The 19,731-nt window shown below is 68.4% G+C and carries 23 protein-coding genes and 1 pseudogene; 21 read left to right on the plus strand and 3 right to left on the minus strand.

The genetic code is table 11. From position 1 onward, the window contains the following. The first annotated feature begins 187 nt into the window (after positions 1-187). The 5 genes from C6V83_RS09345 (at position 188) to C6V83_RS18335 (ending at position 4,544) form a co-directional block, all read left to right on the plus strand. Positions 188-1,681, plus strand: coding sequence for an amidase (locus C6V83_RS09345; protein WP_105942177.1), 1,494 nt, complete (start codon positions 188-190; stop codon positions 1,679-1,681). A gap of 79 nt (positions 1,682-1,760) precedes the next feature. Continuing rightward, a complete protein-coding gene (gene dapB, locus C6V83_RS09350; RefSeq protein ID WP_199832644.1) occupies positions 1,761-2,501 on the plus strand; it encodes a 4-hydroxy-tetrahydrodipicolinate reductase in 741 nt (246 codons plus the stop codon). Positions 2,502-2,572: 71 nt separating this feature from the next. Further along, the gene (locus C6V83_RS09355) at positions 2,573-3,031 is read left to right on the plus strand and encodes a hypothetical protein (protein WP_234353979.1); all 459 of its coding nucleotides are present in this window, start codon (positions 2,573-2,575) and stop codon (positions 3,029-3,031) included. Positions 3,032-3,053: 22 nt separating this feature from the next. Continuing rightward, the gene (locus C6V83_RS09360) at positions 3,054-3,506 is read left to right on the plus strand and encodes a flavodoxin family protein (protein ID WP_105942180.1); all 453 of its coding nucleotides are present in this window, start codon (positions 3,054-3,056) and stop codon (positions 3,504-3,506) included. Positions 3,507-3,767: 261 nt separating this feature from the next. After that, positions 3,768-4,544, plus strand: coding sequence for a hypothetical protein (locus C6V83_RS18335; protein ID WP_159067486.1), 777 nt, complete (start codon positions 3,768-3,770; stop codon positions 4,542-4,544). Positions 4,545-4,654: 110 nt separating this feature from the next. Here the strand turns inward: C6V83_RS18335 and C6V83_RS09370 are convergent, their stop codons facing one another. Together C6V83_RS09370 and C6V83_RS09375 are read right to left on the minus strand one after the other, a co-directional pair. Continuing rightward, a complete protein-coding gene (locus C6V83_RS09370; protein WP_105942182.1) occupies positions 4,655-5,905 on the minus strand; it encodes an AAA family ATPase in 1,251 nt (416 codons plus the stop codon). Positions 5,906-5,965: 60 nt separating this feature from the next. Further along, complete coding sequence (locus C6V83_RS09375) at positions 5,966-6,151, minus strand: hypothetical protein (RefSeq protein WP_159067487.1); 186 nt, start codon at positions 6,149-6,151, stop codon at positions 5,966-5,968. A gap of 147 nt (positions 6,152-6,298) precedes the next feature. Here C6V83_RS09375 and C6V83_RS09380 point away from each other — a divergent pair. Continuing rightward, positions 6,299-6,556: pseudogene (locus C6V83_RS09380) on the plus strand (flavodoxin family protein); the annotation flags it as partial. On the opposite strand, the gene C6V83_RS09385 reads toward C6V83_RS09380, so the two are convergent. Beyond that, positions 6,553-6,927, minus strand: a complete 375-nt coding sequence (locus C6V83_RS09385; RefSeq protein WP_105942184.1) for a winged helix-turn-helix transcriptional regulator — start codon at positions 6,925-6,927, stop codon at positions 6,553-6,555. The pseudogene C6V83_RS09380 and the gene C6V83_RS09385 overlap by 4 nt on opposite strands. A 130-nt stretch (positions 6,928-7,057) precedes the next feature. Here C6V83_RS09385 and C6V83_RS09390 point away from each other — a divergent pair, with 130 nt between their 5' ends. From C6V83_RS09390 to C6V83_RS09460, 15 genes are all read left to right on the plus strand, one after another. Further along, a complete protein-coding gene (locus tag C6V83_RS09390; protein WP_105942185.1) occupies positions 7,058-7,708 on the plus strand; it encodes an NAD(P)-dependent oxidoreductase in 651 nt (216 codons plus the stop codon). A 115-nt stretch (positions 7,709-7,823) separates the two neighbouring features. Continuing rightward, a complete protein-coding gene (locus C6V83_RS09395) occupies positions 7,824-8,630 on the plus strand; it encodes a thymidylate synthase (protein ID WP_105942186.1) in 807 nt (268 codons plus the stop codon). Between the two features lie 42 nt (positions 8,631-8,672). After that, positions 8,673-9,176, plus strand: a complete 504-nt coding sequence (locus C6V83_RS09400) for a dihydrofolate reductase (protein WP_105942187.1) — start codon at positions 8,673-8,675, stop codon at positions 9,174-9,176. Then, positions 9,173-10,393, plus strand: a complete 1,221-nt coding sequence (locus C6V83_RS09405; protein ID WP_105942188.1) for a winged helix-turn-helix domain-containing protein — start codon at positions 9,173-9,175, stop codon at positions 10,391-10,393. The genes C6V83_RS09400 and C6V83_RS09405 overlap by 4 nt, the downstream gene beginning before the upstream one ends. Positions 10,394-10,443: 50 nt before the next feature. Then, a complete protein-coding gene (locus tag C6V83_RS09410; RefSeq protein ID WP_108702772.1) occupies positions 10,444-11,184 on the plus strand; it encodes a class I SAM-dependent methyltransferase in 741 nt (246 codons plus the stop codon). Further along, a complete protein-coding gene (locus C6V83_RS09415; protein ID WP_199832479.1) occupies positions 11,184-11,582 on the plus strand; it encodes a helix-turn-helix domain-containing protein in 399 nt (132 codons plus the stop codon). The genes C6V83_RS09410 and C6V83_RS09415 overlap by 1 nt, the downstream gene beginning before the upstream one ends. Positions 11,583-11,652: 70 nt before the next feature. Next, positions 11,653-12,060, plus strand: coding sequence for a VOC family protein (locus tag C6V83_RS09420; RefSeq protein ID WP_105942189.1), 408 nt, complete (start codon positions 11,653-11,655; stop codon positions 12,058-12,060). A 10-nt stretch (positions 12,061-12,070) separates the two neighbouring features. Next, entirely contained in the window at positions 12,071-12,592 is a 522-nt protein-coding gene (locus tag C6V83_RS09425; protein WP_234353666.1) for a hypothetical protein, read from the plus strand. Between the two features lie 39 nt (positions 12,593-12,631). Continuing rightward, the gene (locus C6V83_RS09430; protein WP_105942190.1) at positions 12,632-13,015 is read left to right on the plus strand and encodes a PNPOx family protein; all 384 of its coding nucleotides are present in this window, start codon (positions 12,632-12,634) and stop codon (positions 13,013-13,015) included. Next, positions 13,012-14,232 (plus strand): CaiB/BaiF CoA transferase family protein, encoded by a 1,221-nt coding sequence (locus C6V83_RS09435; RefSeq protein WP_105942191.1) that lies wholly within the window; start codon positions 13,012-13,014, stop codon positions 14,230-14,232. Before C6V83_RS09430 ends, C6V83_RS09435 begins: the two co-directional genes overlap by 4 nt. After that, positions 14,225-15,142 (plus strand): beta/alpha barrel domain-containing protein, encoded by a 918-nt coding sequence (locus C6V83_RS09440; RefSeq protein ID WP_105942192.1) that lies wholly within the window; start codon positions 14,225-14,227, stop codon positions 15,140-15,142. Before C6V83_RS09435 ends, C6V83_RS09440 begins: the two co-directional genes overlap by 8 nt. A 10-nt stretch (positions 15,143-15,152) precedes the next feature. Then, positions 15,153-15,929 carry an HAD-IIB family hydrolase gene (locus tag C6V83_RS09445; protein WP_105942193.1) on the plus strand — a complete coding sequence of 259 codons (777 nt, stop codon included), beginning with the start codon at positions 15,153-15,155 and terminating at the stop codon, positions 15,927-15,929. Positions 15,930-16,087: 158 nt separating this feature from the next. Next, on the plus strand, positions 16,088-16,837 hold the full coding sequence (gene thyX / locus C6V83_RS09450) for an FAD-dependent thymidylate synthase (RefSeq protein WP_105942194.1): 750 nt from the start codon (positions 16,088-16,090) through the stop codon (positions 16,835-16,837). Positions 16,838-16,875: 38 nt separating this feature from the next. Then, a complete protein-coding gene (dapA, locus tag C6V83_RS09455) occupies positions 16,876-17,781 on the plus strand; it encodes a 4-hydroxy-tetrahydrodipicolinate synthase (RefSeq protein ID WP_199832480.1) in 906 nt (301 codons plus the stop codon). Then, complete coding sequence (locus tag C6V83_RS09460) at positions 17,781-19,676, plus strand: ribonuclease J (RefSeq protein WP_105942195.1); 1,896 nt, start codon at positions 17,781-17,783, stop codon at positions 19,674-19,676. The genes dapA and C6V83_RS09460 overlap by 1 nt, the downstream gene beginning before the upstream one ends. Positions 19,677-19,731 lie beyond the last annotated feature (55 nt).

Genomic DNA, 19,731 nt, shown 5'->3' on the forward strand with positions numbered 1-19,731 from the left:
GGTTAGCCCGACGACAAGACCAATTCAATACAGCTATGTATCGTGGCGATGACCGGGTGAACGGAGGCCACCGCGCCCGTCGCCCACCGAATCCCCGCCCGGCCCGGCGAGACCTGCCAGGCTGGGGGACGGCGGCGCGCGTGCGAGTCGCCGGGTCGGCGGCCGATCTTCCCACAGGAGAGTCCAGATGAACCTCGACGAATACATGAGTCACGACGCGACGGGACTCGCGGAGCTGGTCGCGGACGGGCAGGTGACGCCCGCCGAACTGCTGGATCTGGCCCGTCGACGCCTGCGCGAGGTGAATCCGGACCTGAACGCCGTCGTCATCGAGACGGGGCCGGAGGCCGACGCCCAGGTCTCCGGCGAATTGTCCGGTCCGTTCGCGGGAGTCCCGTTTCTGCTCAAAGATCTCTCGCAGGAGTACCAGGGCTATCCGACGACCGGCGGCTGCCGGGCGCTCGCTGACGACGTCGCCACCGAGAACGCTCTCGTCACCGACCGTTTCCTGGAGGCCGGACTGGTGGTCGTGGGCAAGACGGCCACCCCGGAACTCGGTGCGAAGGGCGTCACCGAGTCGGCGCTGTGGGGACCGACCCGCAACCCGTGGGACACCTCCCGCACACCGGGCGGGTCGTCGGGCGGTTCGGCCGCCGCCGTCGCGGCCGGCATCGTGCCGGTGGCCGGCGCCAACGACGGTGGAGGGTCCATCCGGATTCCGGCGGCCTGCACCGGCCTGGTCGGACTCAAGCCCAGTCGTGGACTCACCCCGTACGGTCCGCAGACGGGGGAGTCGGGCTTCGGGATCGCGGTGGAGGGCGTCGTGGCGCGGTCGGTGCGCGACTCGGCCGGGATGCTCGACGCGATCGTGGGAGCCAACCGCTACGCCGACTATCTCAGTGCCGTGCCGGAGACGAGGTTCACCGAGGTGATCACGAGGAGACCGGGCGCGCTGCGGATCGGCTACTCGACGCATTCGGCGATCACCGAGACTCCCGAACCCGAGGCGGTGGCGGCCGTCGAGACCACCGCTGCGCTGCTGCGGGACCTCGGGCACGAGGTGGTCGAGGTCGCGCCGCCGTACGACGATAAGGCTCTCGCGGAGACCTTCCTGACGATCTGGTTCGCCCGGCTCGGCGGAAACGTCGCCGAGATCAAGGCCCGCACCGGAGCGAGCGATTTCGCCTTCGAGGCGGACACTGTCGCGATGGTCGAGTTCGGGCGCGCCAACGGCACGGAGAAGCTGATCAGGGCGCTCGACGAGATCGTGCAGTACACGCACGCGATCGAGCGGTTCTACGAGGACTTCGACTTCTTCCTGACGCCCACGCTGGCCCGCATACCGATCGAGGTCGGATCGATCGACACTCCGGTGCCGTTGCAGATCGGCGCCCGGGTGGCGCACAAGGCCCGGGCCGGGAAGCTGCTCCTGGCCAGCGGGCTGATCGACCAGATGATCACCGACAACCTCGGGTGGGTGCCCTATACGCAGCTGGCGAACCTCACCGGCCGGCCGGCGATCAGCGTCCCGGTGTACTGGACCGACGACGGGCTGCCGCTCGGTGTGCAGTTCAACGCTTCGCTCGGCGCCGACGGCGCCCTGCTGCGACTCGCTGCACAGCTCGAAGAGGCCGCGCCGTGGGCGCACCGCTTTCCGGCGCAGCCGAAGCGCCGGGCCTGACCGCGTCGCATGCGACCCGGCACCTCTAAACTCTGGTGAAGACCAACGAGCGACTAGAGGTGGACAGATGAGCGGTGCGATCCGGGTCGGAGTGCTGGGCAGCAGGGGCAAGGTCGGGCAGGCGATCGTCGGCGGCGTCGTCGCTGCACCGGACACTGAGTTCACCGTCGGTGTGGACAAGGGTGATTCGCTCAGCGACTTCGTCGACTCGCGGACGCAGGTCGTCGTGGACTTCACTCACCCCGACGTCGTGATGGACAACCTGAAGTTCTTGGTGGAGAACGGGATTCACGCCGTCGTCGGGACCACCGGTTTCACGCAGGAGCGTCTGGACCAGGTGCGCGGGTGGCTGGCGGAGAACCCGGAGTCGGCTGTGCTGATCGCGCCGAACTTCGCGATCGGCGCCATCCTGTCCATGCACTTCGCGCAGCAGGCGGCGAAGTACTTCGACTCCGTCGAGGTGATCGAACTGCACCATCCGCACAAGGCGGATGCGCCGTCGGGCACCGCCGGCCGGACCGCTCAGCTGATCGCCGCGGCGCGCGCCGACGCCGGCTGTGCGCCCAGCCCGGACGCGACCTCGACCGGACTGGAAGGCGCTCGCGGCGCCGACGTCGACGGGGTGCGCGTGCACTCGATCAGGCTGGCCGGACTCGTCGCCCACCAGGAGGTGCTGTTCGGTACCCAGGGTGAGACCCTGACCATCCGGCACGACTCGATCGACCGGACGTCGTTCGTTCCGGGCGTCCTGCTCGGTGTCCGTGAGATCGGCGCCCACCCGGGTCTGACCGTCGGACTCGACGCCTTCATGGACCTGTGACGGTGACCGACAGCGAGCGACGCGCTCCGCGACGCAGACCCGAGGAGAAGGACGCCCGGCCGATCGTGGCGATGATCGCGTTCATGGTCGTCGCGATCGCCGTCTACCTGGTGCTGCTCAGTCGATCGGCGATCCGCCTGATCGAGTCCGGCGGTGTGGTCGGCGTCGGCCTGGGCGTCGCGGTGTTCATCCTTCCAGTGCTCGGCGTCTGGATCATCGTGCAGACGCTGCGGTCGGGCATCGAACATCAGCGGATGTCCGCCGCGGTGGCCGCGGCCGGCCGCAGCCTCGACGTCTCGGACCTGCCGCGCCGCCCGTCGGGCCGCCTGGAGCGTGACGCGGCCGACGAGCTCTTCCAGCAGGTGAAGGTCGAATGGGAGGCGGACCCGACCGACTGGATCAGCAGCTACCGGATCGCACGCGCCTACGACTACGCCGGTGATCGCAAGCGGGCCCGAGCCCTGATGCGCCGGGCGTCGGAGGGCTACCGCGCCGCGAAGGCGTCTGGCAACCTGAACGTCGAGTCCTGATCGAGGGAAGCCGAGGAGCTCAATGGCGCGCCTGCTGATCGTCCACCACACGCCCTCGCCGCACTGCCAGGCGATGTTCGAGGCAGTGGTGAGCGGTGCGACCGATCCCGAGATCGAGGGTGTCGAGGTGGTGCGCCGCGCGGCGCTGTCGGTGTCGACGAGCGACTTCCTCGACGCGGACGGGTACGTGCTCGGCAGCCCGGCCAACCTCGGGTCGATTTCGGGTGCTCTCAAGCACGCCTTCGATTGCTCGTACTACCAGATCCTCGACTCGACGCAGGGCCGACCGTTCGGGTTGTACCTGCACGGCAACGAGGGGACCGAGGGCGCGGAAAACGCCGTCGACCGGATCACCGCCGGGCTCGGCTGGGAGAAGGCCGCCGAGTACGTCATCGCATCGAACAAGCCGGAGAAGGCGGTGCTGGAGGCGTGCTGGGAGCTGGGCGCGACCATCGCCGCCGGGCTGATGGGGTAGTCCCAGGACTCGCGCGAAACACAGAGTTATCCACAGGCGTGATGGAGGTTGTCGGAGCCGACGCTTACGATGGTGAACGGCAGGCTCACCTGGGTCTGCCCAGAGACGCCGAGGCCCTGCCAGAGCGGACTCCGACAGGGCTCGACGCGTATTTGGCGATACCGCCCCAGCCTAGAGGGTGGCCTGCGCCCCGCAACAGGGGGTTGGTCACATTGGGGTCGGTGATGTCTTGGTCGCGGCGACGCACCAGGAGGATGCCCCTTGTCCGATGAACCGCTTCCAAGTCGAACCGTTCGCGAGTTCTGCCACCATTACGGCCTCGATCGAAACGCCTATCTCACCGCCCGCGCCAAATCGAAAGTCAATGCGCGCGACTGGGACACGGTGCTTTCCGCCGCCGTCCAACTCAGGCTTCTGCGACACGTGAGCGTTGATCGCCGCGATGATCATATCCGTCGCGAGCGTCGAAAGAAGGTCGTGACCACGCCCCGGCGACCGATCAAACCGTTGCCGCCCCCGAGGCCAGCGGTCGACGTGGATGCCGAGATCGAGCGGATGGCGGCGTCCCTTGAGAAGTGGAGCAGAGCGCTCGTCGACCTGACCCGGGAGCACGTCACGAATGACGGCACCGGGAGGTGTGGAAAGTGTCACGAGGCCGCGCCATGCAGGTTTGAGCGGACGTTAACCAATCTCGACAAGGGTCTCGTCGAGGAGATCACGCTGTGGGAGGCGGGCGGGGGTTCACCGACCTCGGACGATCCTGAGCAGCGGTTGAGGCTGCTCTACGCAGCCCGCAATCGGTGGCGCGAGGTGCTGGTCCGGTACTCGGTCGATCACATGCTTGAGGGCACTGATCGCAAATGCACCGTGTGTCGGACCGACGCGCCGTGTGAGATCAAGGCGGCACTGACACGGATCAACAAGGGCATCGCGCGCCAGATCGAGAACGATTATGCGATTCTCGGTGACGAGGAACTGAACGCCGCGTTTCGGCCTCGGCGGCGGCTCGACCGCTACGAGGAGCGGGACGCGCAGTAGTCGTCGCTGCCCCCACCGCCCGTATCGTCGCCGGTGGGTGTCGAGGCCATCCATCGTCACCTTCTGCACCGCCCCTGGTGCCCGATCTCCCACCGGGGGCAGTGTGTCGTCTACGTCTCGTCGGTCTCGGTGATGCGCAAGAATGGACGAATGTGTGGATCAGCGAACCGGTAGCGATACGAGCCCTGTTTTCCCGTGCGCTTGAGGATCGTTCCGTACTGCTCGGTCACCAAGTTGCCTAACGCAACGTGGATAGCAGCAAAGTTGTCGCGGCCGCCAATGTTGCTGACCCATAGGTCCTGGATCTCGCTACCGGTCCAACTACGGCGAGAGTCGTTCGCCAGCAGTTTCATGATCTGTGTTCGCGGACGCACATCTCCGTTTCTTTCCTTCGCTAGCCGCACCCGATCCTGATAGCTGGCCGTCACAGACCGAGCGGCCTCTGTCAGCGCCGCCATCAGTTGCGCTCGACCAACAGCCTCATCACCTGACCGTAGGGCTGCCCTTGCGACATTTAGGCCAATGAGATGGGCGAAATAGGGGAAGCCGTCACTGTAGAACACAAAGTCCTTCATGATGCCGTCCGGCACTTCCATCCCCAGCAGCTCGAACCCGCGCGCTAGAAGCGCACGAATCTCGTCATCCGGCATCCGCGGAACGCCGATCTGAGCTGTTCGTCGGAGGTAGGAGCGCGAAGATCCCAGCAGGCTTGTCGCGTCCTCGGATATGCCAATAACTACGCACTTGGCATCCGGCTCATTCCAGTCGTCACTGGCGCGATCGGAGAAACGCTCCAACAACTGCGCGACGAGTTCACGAGTCGATTCGGTACGCACGTTTTGGAAATTGTCCAGCACGAGGAGCGAGATTCCCGACTTGGACAACAGTTCGGTCACTACGTCTACAGCAGGCTTCTCTATAACCTGATACTCAGTGTCCCTACCAACCGCACCCTTCACTGTGCCACTGAGTTTGGTGAACCAAGGGACCGATCCCTCTGCAGATACCCCTGCCTCGAAATTTCGACGTTTGGTGAATTTAGTCTCGCGGACGTCGAGCAGTTTTCGTACGACATCGTCGAGCATTCCCGCGTAGTCCGTGTTGGCAGTGCATTCGATAGTCACCAACTTGAGTTCCAAATCCTCGGCGACATACTTGAGTAACGAAGACTTCCCGACTCCGGTGTCGCCATACATGAGGACTTGGCCCCCACGGTCCCGGATGGCATCGACGAGACGGTCCTGCACGCCCGGGTTGCCATCTGAATCTGGCTCGTTTCGGCGTTCGAACATCTTGCGCGTAACGAGCGTGCGGGGGGTGAAAACTTGCTCAGGAACGAGCTTCTCGGGTTGCGGGTCCACGCGCTGAGATTAGCCGAACTCTGCCAATCGGCCCTTCACGTTCACGGAGGAGGGCGAGCTTCAGGCCCGCACGCCCGCTGGGGTAATGCCGAAGGTGCCCGGCGTAGCACCGCTCGTGATGTTGGCAAGCGCGAACGCTCGCGCGTCGGGGTCGTCGGCGGGCAGGAACAGCGCCCTATCGACGTCGGTATGGGACACCTCGCTGTCGGTGTAGAGCTGGTGCGCGAGTCCAGTGATCGAGCCCAAACAGTTCGCTATCAGCCGGGGCACCGCGCCGCTGTGGTCGCCGGATTCGCGGATGGCGCGGGGGTGCGACGGCGTGCAGGGTGCGCAGCGCGACGTGCCCGGTCGCGGTCGGTGTAGGCGACGCGGGCGACCTTCCCGTCGTTCACCATCTCGACGGCAGTGTCACACGCCTTCGACGTCGTCTACTACCCGTGTCTGGACCAGACGGGGGACCGGCCGTACGGGCTGTTCATGCATGGCAATCAGGGGACCGAGGGCGCGCAGCGCAGTGTGCACTCGATCGCAGGGGGCCTGGGCTGGGTCAAGACGGCCGACGACGTCGTGGTCTCAGCCAAGCCGACGAAGGACGAACTAGAGGCCTGCTGGAATCTCGGCGCGACCGTCGCCGCCCAGGTGATGAGTTAGGGCCTCGGGGACCCGGCGGTCGCGCGCGCGTCGAGGATCTCGGCGATGTGCGCCTCCGCCCAGAGTTCGAGCGCGCGCAACGGGGTCCGGAGCGATTCGCCGAGTGAGGTGAGTTCGTACTCGACGCGCGGCGGGATCTCCAGATACTGGGTGCGCTTGACCAGCCCGTCTCGCTCCAGGCTGCGCAGGGTCTGGGTGAGCATCTTCTGCGAGATGCCGTCGATCCGCCGCGCGACGTCGTTGAAGCGGCGCGGTCCCTCGCTGAGGGCGCCGATGATCAGGACCGTCCACTTGTCGCCGATACGGTCGAGCACTTCGCGCGTCGGGCAGGCGCGATCGTAGGGATTCGGCGCCAAGGGGGTCTCGGTCATCGCGGTTCCTTCCGGATCGAGTGACTAAGTTACCACAAAGTGCCTACTTACCAGTAGAGAGCGACTCTCCTAGAGTGATCATCGGGTCGTCGCGAACGGGTCGCGGCGCACGAACAGAAGGAGACTCTCCATGGCACGCATCACGGTTCTCGGCGGTACCGGTTACGCGGGCGGCCACCTGGTCGCGGTCGCCGCGCAGCGCGGGCACTCGGTGGTGTCGTACAGCAGGTCGCTGCCGGACAACCCGGTCGACGGCGTCGAGTATCGCACCGGTGACCTGGCCGATCCGGCGGTGCTGTCGACGGCGGTCGCCGGTGCCGACGTCGTCGTGTCGGCGCTGTCGCCACGCGGAGCGCTGGAGGGCGCCGGCGTTCTCCGGGAACTGGAGAAGAAGCTCGCCGGAGCAGCCGCGGCGGCGGGCGTCCGCCTCGGCGTGATCGGCGGGGCGGGCTCGCTGCTCGTGGCCCCGGGAGGGCCGAAGGTGGCCGACACGCCGGAGTTCCCGGCCGCCGTCAAGCCCGAAGCCGACGAGATGGGCGGCGTGCTCGACGACCTCCGCGCGAGCGATCCCGCGCTGGACTGGTTCTACGTCAGCCCGGCGGGGGGATTCGGCGCGTGGGCGGCCGGTGAGGCCACCGGCGTCTACCGCATCGGCGGCGACGTCCTCGTGGCCGACGACCAGGGCGAGTCGAACATCTCCGGTGCCGACCTGGCCGCGGCCGTCGTCGACGAGATCGAAGAGCCGGCGCACCGTCGCTCCCGGTTCACCGTGGCCTATTGAGCACCACCGTCACCGCGCGGCAAGGACGGGCCCCGGTCCGCCGAGGCGCGGTTGCCCGCGTAGCCGCCGCGCGCCGCGTCTCGTCGGGACCGCCGGATCGGTAGACTCTCCGGTTGTGAGCGCGACCGTCCCCACCCCGTACGAGGATCTGCTGCGGCAGGTCCTGACGACGGGCACCGCGAAAGCCGACCGGACTGGGACCGGGACGCGCAGCCTGTTCGGCGCGCAACTCCGGTACGACCTCGCCGAGGGCTTCCCTCTGATCACCACCAAGAAGGTGCATCTGAAGTCGATCGTGTACGAGTTGCTGTGGTTCCTGCGCGGCGACTCCAATGTGCGCTGGCTGCAGGAGAACGGCGTCACCATCTGGGACGAATGGGCCGACGACGACGGTGATCTCGGACCGGTGTACGGCGTGCAGTGGCGCAGTTGGCCCACCCCGTCGGGCGAGCACGTCGACCAGATCCAGGCCGCGCTCGAGCTGCTCAAGAGCGATCCCGACTCCCGCAGGAACATCGTGTCGGCGTGGAACGTCGGCGAGATCGGCCAGATGGCGCTGCCGCCGTGTCACGCCTTCTTCCAGTTCTACGTCGCCGAGGGCAAGCTCAGCTGCCAGCTGTACCAGCGCAGCGCCGACCTGTTCCTCGGCGTTCCGTTCAACATCGCCTCGTACGCGCTCCTCACGCATATGATGGCGCAGCAGGCGGGGCTCGACGTCGGCGACTTCGTGTGGACCGGCGGCGACTGCCACATCTACGACAACCACGTCGACCAGGTCCGCGAGCAGCTCTCACGCGAGGCCTTTCAGTACCCGAAACTCGAACTGCGGCAGGCGGATTCAATATTCGACTACTCGTACGACGACGTGCGGGTGGTCGGCTACGAGTCGCACCCGGCGATCAAGGCGCCGGTCGCCGTCTGAGTCCGGACTGCGGCGCACGAGGCAGCGGAGAGGGGAGCAGCGATGGACATCGTTCTGATCTGGGCGCAGGATCGCGCCGGCGCCATCGGGCGCCGCGGCACGATCCCGTGGACCGTCCCGGAGGACCTGGCGCACTTCCGCGAGGTCACCGGTGACGGCGCGGTGATCATGGGGCGCAAGACGTGGGACTCGCTGCCCGATCGCTTCCGCCCGCTACCGGGCCGGCGGAATATCGTGCTGACGCGGTCGGGATCGTTCACCGCAGACGGCGCCGAGACCGCGCCCGACCTGGACGCCGCACTCGACCTGGTCGGCCGCGTCGCCGCGGTGATCGGCGGCGGCGAGATCTACCGCGCCGCCTTGCGGCATGCTTCCCGCCTGCACGTCACCGAGATCGGCATGCTGGTGACCGGCGCGGACGCGTTCGCACCGGAGATCGATCTCGACACCTGGGAACAGGCGTCGGCCACGGACTGGCAGCACTCGCGCACCGGCACCCTGTATCGCTTTCTCGAGTACCGCCGCATCGACTACGGCACCAGGTGACTCGCGAAGTATCGCTCGCCTCGGCCCGCCGGATCGCCCTGGCCGCACAGGGATTCGCCGATCCTGCGCCCACCGGTGCCCCCACGCGCGCGCACTTGAAGCGGGTCGTCGGACGCACGCGGCTGCTGCAGATGGATTCAGTGAACATCCTCGCTCGCGCGCACTATCTGCCTGCCTTCAGTCGCCTCGGACCGTACGACGACGAGTTGCTGGACCGTGCCGCCTGGCAGTCGTCGGCGCGGTCGCCGACGCTGCTCGCCGAGTACTGGGCGCACGAGGCGGCGCTCATTCCGATCGACGACTGGCCGCTGTTCGGCTGGCGGAGACGCCAGTTCGCGGAGGGACGCTGGCGGCATACTCGGGAGGTGCTGCGGCGCAACGGTCCTCTCGCCGACGATGTGACCGCCGTGATCGCCGAGACCGGCGCGTCGACACCGCGCCAGATCGAGGACCGCCTCGGGATCGACCGGGAGGCCGGGGCCGCGGGCAGTTGGTGGAACCGTGGCGAGGTGAAGCACGTCTGCGAGGCGCTCTTCGACGCGGGCGCACTCGCCTCGGTCCGCGACCGGCACTTCACGCGCTCGTACGACCTCGCCGAACGGGTCCTCGGACCGGAGCGTTGCGCGGCGGACATCGCCGAAGCGGACGCGGTGCGTGAGCTGGTCGCACGGGCCGGCGCCGCCCACGGGATCGCGACGGCGGCCGACCTCGCGGACTACTACCGGTTGAAGACCGCGCAGGTCCGCGGCGTGCTCGGTGACCTCATCGACGACGGCACGCTCACCGAGACGCGGGTCGCGGGCTGGGCGGAGCCCGCGTATCTGCACGCGTCGGCCCGGGCGCCGCGCCGGGTTCAGCGCTCGGCCCTGCTCTCGCCGTTCGACCCGCTGGTGTTCTTCCGCCCGCGCACCGAACGGCTCTTCGGGTTCCATTACCGCATCGAGATCTACGTTCCCGCTCACAAACGGGTCCACGGCTACTACGTCCTGCCGTACCTCCTCGACGAACGCCTCGCCGCCCGCGTCGATCTGAAAGCCGACCGCCGGGCCGGGGTGCTGCACGTGGTGGCGGCGCACCACGAACCCGACGTCGAGCCCGGCCGCGTCGCCGAGGCGCTCGCCGCGGATCTGCAGGTGATGGCGGATTGGCGCGGTCTCGGCGACGTGCACGTGCACCCGCGCGGCGACCTGTCGGAGGCGCTCGCCGCGGCGGTCTGAACAGTCGCCTCGACGAGCGAAGGCGTTCGCACCGGCGTAAGTTCACGTTCGTGAACTGGTTCTGCGAGGGAGGGGACGGCTACGCGCGGCATCGGCCGAGCTACCCGACCAAGCTGGCGCGGATGCTCGCCGACGCCGCACCGAGTCGTGCGTGCGCGGTCGACGTCGGCTGCGGCACCGGGCTCCTCACCGCGCTGCTCGCAGAGTACTTCGAGCGGGTCTACGGTCTGGACGTCAGCGCCGGCCAGCTGGCGCACGCGTCACCGCGGCCGCCGATCGAATACCGGGTGGCGCAGGCGGAGGCGACCGGACTGCCCGACCGGTGTGCGGATCTGATCACGGTGGCCCAGGCCGCACACTGGTTGGACCTCCCCGCGTTCTACCGGGAGGTGCGACGGATCGCGGCGGACGGTGCGGTGGTCGCACTCATCACCTACGGAACCGCCGAGCTCGAGTCCGATCTGCAGCCTCGTTTCCGGCGCTTCTACGCCGACGAGCTGGGGCCGTACTGGGAGCCCGAGCGCAGGCTCGTCGAGACGCGCTACTCCGGCATCGACTTTCCGTTCGCACCGGTGGAGATCACCGTGCCCGACATCGAGCGGGACTGGACTCTCGACGAGTTCGCCGGCTTCCTGTCCACCTGGTCAGCGGTGCGTCGCGCGGAGAAGGAAGGCGCACACGATCTGGTGGCCCGCCTCGTGGAGGACCTGTACCCGTTGTGGGGCAACGAATATCGCCATGTCAGCTGGCCGGTGACGGTGGTCGCCGGCCGAGTCGTCGAGTCGTCCTGATGCCGCAGTCACCGGAGACGCTGGCACATCTGCGACGCGCGCGCGACCTGATGGATCGCGACTACGCACAACCTCTCGATGTGCCCGCGATGGCGGCCCGGGCGCTGATGTCCACGGCGCACTTCTCCCGGGAGTTCAAGACGGCCTACGGCGAGACCCCGTACGGCTATCTCGTCACCCGCCGCGTGGAGCGGGCGATGGCGATGCTCCGGGCTGGATCGAGCGTCACCGATGCGTGCATGGCGGTCGGGTTCACTTCGTTGGGGTCGTTCAGCAGCACCTTCACCCGGATCGCGGGAGAGACGCCGTCGGCGTATCGCGCGAGAGAACATCCCGGCATGGAGCAGCTGCCGTCCTGCATCACCAAGGTCCTGGCACGGCCGATGCCGTTCCGGTGATCGCGTTCCCGTCGAGAGGGAAGCAGGAATGGAGAAGCACGCTTCCCAGCGCGGGCCTACCGTGAGACGCATGAGCAACGACATCACCCTCTCTGCCACCCCCATCACCGTCGACGACATGGACGCCGCGCTCCGCTTCTACCGGGACGCGCTCGGATTGGTGGTGAAGCTCGACGTCCCGAACGGCGAAGAGCGCTGGGTCACGCTGGGGCCGGCGGACTCCGACGGGAACATCGTGTTGTCGCAGCCCGGTGCGGGCCGGTCGCCCGAGGACGCCGAAGCGCTGCACCGGCTCGTCGCCAAAGGCGTGATGGGTCCGTACATCTTCACCGCGAGCGATCTGGACGCGGTGTTCGCCCGAGTCGCGGACAGCGGCGCAGAGGTGCTCCAGGAGCCGGTCGTGCAGCCGTGGGGTCCCCGTGACTGCGCCTTCCGCGATCCGGCCGGCAACATGATCCGGATCAACGCGGCGGGGTAGCGTCGTCGGGGTGAGCGACGGCATGGAGATCTACGGGGCGTGGGGTGCGGTGCTGCCCGGCGACACCCGGGCACAGATGGCGGTGGTCGGCAGCGACGGACAGTTCGCCGTGATCTACCGGACCGGAGACGGCGAGTGGGATTCGCTGGCAGCCGCCTTCGACGAGGAGGCGGCGCGGCGCACGGCCGATCTGGTCACCAAGATGACGGGCATGCCCGAACACTTGAGGATCGGCGGCGACGGAATCGGCAGCGGCGTCGACACCGATCATCCGGGGGTGGAGTGGGTGGTGCCGACGGCGGTGCTCGACGATCCCGATCCGATCGTGCGGATCACCGGACCGGGCACCGACCGCCTGTGGGCGGTGCCCAGCACCGACGGCGAGGTCCTCGGCCTGCTCAACCCGGACGGGGACCCTCGAGAGATCGCCGAGTTCTCTTCGGTCGACGCGGCGGACGCGTTCATCGGGATGGTCGACGCGCTCTTCGGCCTCAACGGCAGCCGGGGGTTCTCCGACCGCACCGACGACTGAGGCCGCTCCCGGGGCCTCGCACGCACTAAGGTGGGGCGCGTGAACACCTTTCAGAACGTCGCACGACAGGCGAACAAGGTGATGGCGCCGCTGCTGAACGTCCCGGTACTGGGTTCGCTGCTCGGCAAGTCGATGACCGAGATCACCTACACCGGGCGCCGCAGCGGACAAACCTTCCGTCTGGTGGTCAACTACCGGCGGCGCGCCGAAGACGAGATCGTGGTCGGCGTCGCGCTGCCCGACAAGAAGACGTGGTGGCGGAACTTCTATCCCGAGCCCGGGCCGATCCTGGTTCGGCTCGACGGCGTCGACCGACCGGGCACCGCGGTGGCCAAGCGGTCGGACAAGGGGACGTCTGTGCGGATCATCCTGCAGCCGTTGGGAATCACCGATGCCGCCGACCACCCGGGAGTCGGCCGGTGACCGAACCCGACCCCGGTCGGCTGCCCTTGGAAGGCGTCCGCGTCCTGGAACTCGGCAACTACATCGCCGCGCCGTCGGCCGGACGTCTCCTCGCCGACTTCGGGGCCGAGGTGATCAAGATCGAGCGCGAGACCGGCGACGAGCTCCGCAATTGGCGGCTCTACGCGGGCCAGACCTCCATGCTGTTTCACACGCTCAACAGGAACAAGCAGTCGATGGTTCTGGACCTGCGTACCGACGAGGGCCGAGCCGACGCCCGGCGGCTCGCCGCGCAGTGCGACGTCGTCGTCGAGAATTTCCGCCCGGGAACCCTGGAGAAGTGGGGTCTCGGACCGGCGGAACTGAGCGTCGGCAACCCGGACTTGATCTTCGTGCGGATCTCGGCGTTCGGGCAGACCGGACCGTACTCGGAGCGGCCGGGTTTCGCGGCGGTCGCCGAGGCCTACGGGGGATTCCGCGAACTGGTCGGTGATCCGGATCGGCCGCCGGTGCGGGCCGGGGTGTCCATCGGCGATTCGATCGCGGGCCTCTACGGCGCCTTCGGTGCGGTGATGTCGCTCTACGCAGCCCTGCGCCGGCGCGCGGAGTCGTCCGAACCGCTGCCGCTGGACGACCGGATCGTCGACGTCGCCCTCCACGAATCGATCTTCTCGATGATGGAGTCCCTCGTCCCGGATCTGGGTGCGTACGGAGTTCGGCGCGAACGGACCGGAGGGCGTGTGCAGGGCATCGCGCCGTCGAACGCCTACGTCTGCGCTGACGGTTGCTCGGTGGTGATCTCCGGCAACGCCGACGCCATCTGGCCGCGCTACATGGAGGCCATCGGCCGCCCCGACCTCGCCGCCGATCCCGGCCTGGCCGACAACGACGGGCGCTGGGAGCGTCGCGACGAGATCGACGAGGCGATCGGTGCGTGGACTGCACTCCGCAGCCGCGAGGAGGTGCTGGCGGCGATGGATGCCGCCGCGGTGCCCGCCGGGCCGATCTACACGGCGGCCGACATCGTCGCCGATCCCCAGTACCGGGCGCGCGACATGATTCAGGAGTTCGACGTCGACGCGGGCGGCGACGGCCCGAGCCGCGTCGGTTTCCCCGGGATCGTGCCCGTGCTGGGCGGCCGGTCGCTGCCGATCCGCTCGCTGGGACCGGAGATCGGCGAGCACACCGACCAGATCCGCGCTCGCCTGCTGCCCGACGAAGCCGCAGCCGATGAGTGAGCTCGTCCTGCGGGACGTGACCCTGCGCGACGGCCTGCAGCTGACCGGAAAGCCGCTGCCCACCGACCGCAAGGTCGCGCTGGTCCGCACGCTGCTGGCGGCCGGGATTCCGGAGCTGGAGATCGGCTCGATGGCGCGGGGCGACCTGGTCCCGCCGATGGCCGACACCCTCGACGTGGTCGCCGCGCTCACACCCGCCGAGCTCGCGCGCTGCTGGATCTGGATCGCCACACCGCGGCACGCCGAACGGGCGGTGGCCGCCGGGGCCCGGAACCTTCAGTACTGTTTCTCGGTCTCCGACGCGCACAACAAAGCGAACATCGGGCGGCTCATGCAGGACAGTCTGGCGGCGATGCCGGCCGCGGTGGAGATCGTCCGCGCCGCCGGCGGCCGCATCCAGCTCACCCTCGCGACCGCGTTCACCTGCCCGTTCGACGGACCCGTCGACCCCGACCGGGTGCGGGCGATCGTCGACGACCCCCGCACCGAGGGCAGCGACGACGTGGTGCTCGCCGACACGCTGGGGCAGGCGGCCCCGGGTGAGGTGGAGCGGCTGTTCGCATCGGTGGCACCGCTCGCCGGGGAGCGTCGTCTGGTGTTTCACGGGCATGACACCTGGGGCATGGGGGTGGCGAACTCCCTGGCCGCCGAACAGGGCGGCGCGCGCATGGTCGACGGGGCGCTCGGCGGCCTCGGCGGCTGTCCGTTCGCGCCGGGCGCGAGCGGCAACACCGCCACCGAAGACCTCCTGTTCGCGACGAGACCCGCGTATCTGACGCCCGAGGTGTTCGGGACGCTGGTGACCGCGGGCGAGGAGCTGCTCACCGAGCTGGGCGAGGAGTCCCGGTCGAAGGCCGCGCAGGGCGCCCGCTCGAAGGCCGCGGCCTTCGGCTGGGTGATCGCTGGCTAAGCTGTCCGGCATGGCAGAAGGACTCAACCGCAACGGCAAGACCTACCGGCTCGTGATGTTCGACCTCGACGACACCCTGGCCCCGTCGAAGACCGCCATGAGCGACGAGATGGTCGAGCTGTTCCGGGAGATGCTGGGCAAGAGCCTCGGCTGCATCATCTCCGGCGGCCAGATGGGCCAGTTCTCCACTCAGGTCCTCGACCGGCTCGGCGACTTCGACGACCGCGGCAACCTGCACCTGATGCCCACCAACGGCACCCGTTACCTGCGGTGGGACGAACCGGCAGGCGAGTGGGCGACGGTCTACGCCGAGGACCTGTCGGAGGACCAGAAGGCACGGGCCCTCACCGTCGTCGAGCAGGGGGCGCGAGAACTCGGCCTCTGGGAGAGCCGGACCTGGGGGCCCATCCTGGAGGACCGCGGCAGCCAGATCACCTTCAGCGCGCTCGGTCAGTCCGCACCGGTCGACGCCAAGGCCGCGTGGGATCCGGACGGCCGCAAGAAGGAGAGCCTGCGCGCGTACACCGCCGAGCGCCTGCCCGACCTCGAGGTCCGCAGCGGAGGATCCACCTCCGTCGACATCACCGCCAAGGGCATCGACAAGGCCTACGGGGCCAGGCGCCTGATGGAGATCCTGGAGCTGACCACCGACGACATCCTGTTCTTCGGGGACCGGCTGGACGAGGGCGGCAACGACCGTCCGGTCATGGAACTGGGCATCGACTCGATCCCGGTCCACGGTTGGGAAGACACCTACGCCAAGCTGTCGGAGATCGTCCGCGCGTGATCTCCTCTCCGCCGTGACGCACTCGCCGGCGACGGCGCGTGCACGCGGATTCTCGGCGGAGGTCTGGTGCGCGGGCTCACCGGAGGGGCTGCTCCCGGCGCTCTCGGCACGGAGTGGACAATGGTGCCCGAATGTAGTCAGAACGGGAGAACCATCGCGTGTCCGAGCTCGTCCCCCTCAACGTCCAATTGATCGCCTCGACCACGTTCGACGTCCCCGAGGTGGCCTGGTCGACCGACGCGGACGGCGGCGAGGCGCTCATCGAGTTCGCCGGCCGCGCCTGTTATGAGAGCTGGGACAAGCCGAACCCGCGTACCGCGAGCAACGCGGGCTATCTGCGCCACGTGCTCGAGGTGGGGCACACCTCGCTGTTCGAGCACGCCACCGCGACCTTCTACCTCACCGGCATCTCGCGGTCGTGCACGCACGAGCTGATCCGGCACCGGCACTTCTCGTACTCGCAGCTGTCGCAGCGCTTCGTACCCGAACACGATTCCAACGTGGTGGCCCCGCCGGCGATCCGCGGAGACGCCGAACTGGAGGAACTCTTCCTGGCCGCCACCGACGCGAGCCGCGCGGCGTACACCGAGCTGCTGGCCCGGCTCGAGGAGAAGTTCGAAGGCGTGCCCAACGCGATTCTGCGGCGCAAACAGGCGCGGCAGGCGGCCCGGTCGGTGCTCCCGAACGCCACGGAGACCCGCATCGTGGTGACCGGCAACTATCGTGCCTGGCGGCATTTCATCGGCATGCGGGCGACTGAGCACGCCGACGTCGAGATCAGGCAGCTCGCAGTGGAGTGCCTTCGTCAGCTCACCGAACTGGCGCCGACCGCGTTCGGGGACTTCGAGATCGGGGAACTCGCCGACGGTACGGAGGTCGCGACCTCCCCCTTCGTCTTCGAGGGCTGAGCGATTACCCGCCGGTCAACTGCGGTAGCCTGAGCGGCATGAATTCGCCTGCCACCGGGCCCGATGCAGCGCCCTTCGGAACGACCTCCGTCGCGATGGTCACCCCCTTCGACAGCGCCGGGAAGGTCGACCTGGACAAGGCCGCCGAGCTGGCCGAGCACCTGGTGAACAAGGGCTTGGACGCGATCGTCGTCAACGGCACCACGGGCGAGTCGCCGACCACGACGCCCGCCGAGAAGAACGATGTGCTGCGTGTGGTGCTCGAGGCCGTCGGAGACCGCGCGCGGATCACCCAGGGCGCCGGCAGTTACGACACCGCAGAGTCGGTGCGGCGCTGTCGCGAGGCCGCCGAGATCGGTGCACACGGCCTGTTGATCGTGACGCCGTACTATTCCAAGCCGCCGCAGCGCGGTCTGTTGGAGCATTTCCGCACCATCGCCGACGCCACCGACCTGCCGGTGATGCTGTACGACATCCCGCCGCGCTCGGTCGTCCCGATCGAGACCGAGACCATTCTCGCGCTCGCCGAGCATCCGAACATCAGGGCGGTGAAGGACGCCAAGGGTGATCTGCACGAGGCGGGCAAGATCATGGCGCAGACCGATCTGCAGTATCTGAGCGGTGAAGACGCGCTGAACCTGCCGTGGCTCAGCGTCGGAGCGCTCGGGTTCGTCAGCGTGATCGGCCACGTGGTGCCGGACCGTCTGAAGGCGCTGCGCGAGGCCGTCGCTGCCGGCGATCTCTCCACCGCCCGCAAGGTGAACGACTCGATGGCTCCGCTGGTCGATGCGATGGCGCTGACCGGCGGCGTCACCATGGTCAAGACCGCGCTGCGACTGACCGGATTCGACGTCGGCGAACCGCGGCTGCCGCAAGTTCCCGCCGACCCCCCTCAGATCGAGCGGATACTCGAGCTGCTCCGCCGCGCGGAGGTGATCTCCTGATGGCCGGTTCACAGCGCCGTCGTGCCGCTCGCAAGGCCGGTCCGCCCGCCCAGCACGAGGCTCCGGCCACGAACGGCGCCGGGGACGCCAGGGGCGGCAAGAAGAGCGGTGCTGCACAGGTGGCCGAGGCGGCCACCGGTGTCGGGATCACCGCGGAACTGATCGATCGCCTGTCCCCGCCGCCCAAGCTCCCCAAGGGCGGGCTGCGCATCGTCGCTCTGGGTGGGATCGGCGAGATCGGCCGGAACATGACGGTCTTCGAGATGGGCGCCGGGAGCGGAGCGAACGGGCCCGGTGACACAGGCGGCCGTCTTCTGATCATCGACTGCGGTGTGCTGTTCCCGGAGGACCAGCAGCCCGGCGTCGACCTGATCCTGCCGGACTTCCGGTACATCGAGGACCGGGTCGCCGAGATCGACGCGATCGTTCTGACGCACGGTCACGAGGACCACATCGGCGCCGTGCCCTTCCTGCTCAAACTGCGGCCCGACATCCCGGTCGTGGGCTCCAAGTTCACGCTCGCGCTGGTGGCGGCCAAGTGCCGCGAGCACCGACTGCGCCCCCGGCTGATCGAGGTCCGGGAGGGCGATCGTCAGTCGTACGGCCCGTTCGACTGCGAGTTCTTCGCCGTCAACCATTCGATTCCGGATGCGCTCGCCGTGGCCGTCCGCACCCCGGCGGGCCTGATCCTGCACACCGGCGACATCAAGCTCGATCAGCTCCCGCTGGACAAGCGCCTGACCGACCTGGCCGGATTCTCCCGGCTCGGGGACGAGGGCGTGGACTTGTTCCTGGTGGATTCGACCAACGCCGAGGTGCCCGGGTTCGTGACCCCTGAGCGGGAGATCGGCGGGGTCCTGGACACCGTCATCGGTAAGGCCCGGCAGCGGGTGATCGTGGCGTCGTTCGCCAGCCACGTGCACCGCATCCAGCAGATCGTCGATGTCGCGCATCGGCACAATCGCCGGATCTGCTTCGTGGGACGGTCGATGGTCCGCAACATGCAGATCGCCCAGGATCTGGGCTACCTGCACGTCCCGGAGGGCGTGGAGGTCGACATCGACACCGCCGCCACGCTGCCCGACGATCGACTGGTGCTGATCACCACCGGGTCGCAGGGTGAGCCCCTCTCGGCGCTGTCCCGGATGGCACGCGGCGAGCACCGGCAGATCAACATCCGCGCCGACGACCTGGTGGTGCTCGCGTCGTCGTTGATCCCGGGGAACGAGAACTCGGTCTTCGCCGTGGTCAACGGGCTCGCCAAGCGCGGCGCGACGGTGATCACCCAGGCGAGCGCGAAGGTGCACGTCTCCGGGCACGCATCGGCCGGCGAACTGCTGTATCTGTACAACGCGGTGCGCCCGTCGAACGCCATGCCGGTCCACGGCGAGTGGCGTCACCTGCGGGCGAACGCCGCCCTGGCCGAGGCCACCGGCGTCCCGTCCGACCGGATCGTGCTCGCCGAGGACGGCGTGACCGTCGACCTGATCGACGGCCGTGCGCGTATCTCGGGCAAGGTCCCGGTCGGGTTCGTGTATGTCGACGGCAACTCGGTCGGCGACGTCGGCGATTCGACGCTCTCCGACCGTCTGGTACTGGGGGAGGGGGGTTTCATCTCCATCACCGTGGCGGTCGACGAGCACACCGGACGCGCGGTCAGCCGTCCGCAGATCGCCGGTCGCGGCTTCTCCGACGATCCGGGTGCACTCACCGAGGCCGCCGACCTGGTGGACAAGGCGCTGGAGGAGCTGGCCAACGAGGGGGTCACCGATGCCCACCGGATTGCCCAGGGTGTGCGTCGCGTGGTCGGCCGCTGGGTGGCCCAGACCTACCGGCGCCGCCCGATGATCGTGCCCACCGTCCTGGAAGTGGCGGACGATCCGGACAACCCCTAGGCAGACCCCCCGTCGGTCACGAAATCGACACGAGGATCCGACGCGCGCTGTTGCG

The organism is Gordonia iterans (genome assembly GCF_002993285.1).
Taxonomy (GTDB): Bacteria; Actinomycetota; Actinomycetes; order Mycobacteriales; family Mycobacteriaceae; genus Gordonia; species Gordonia iterans.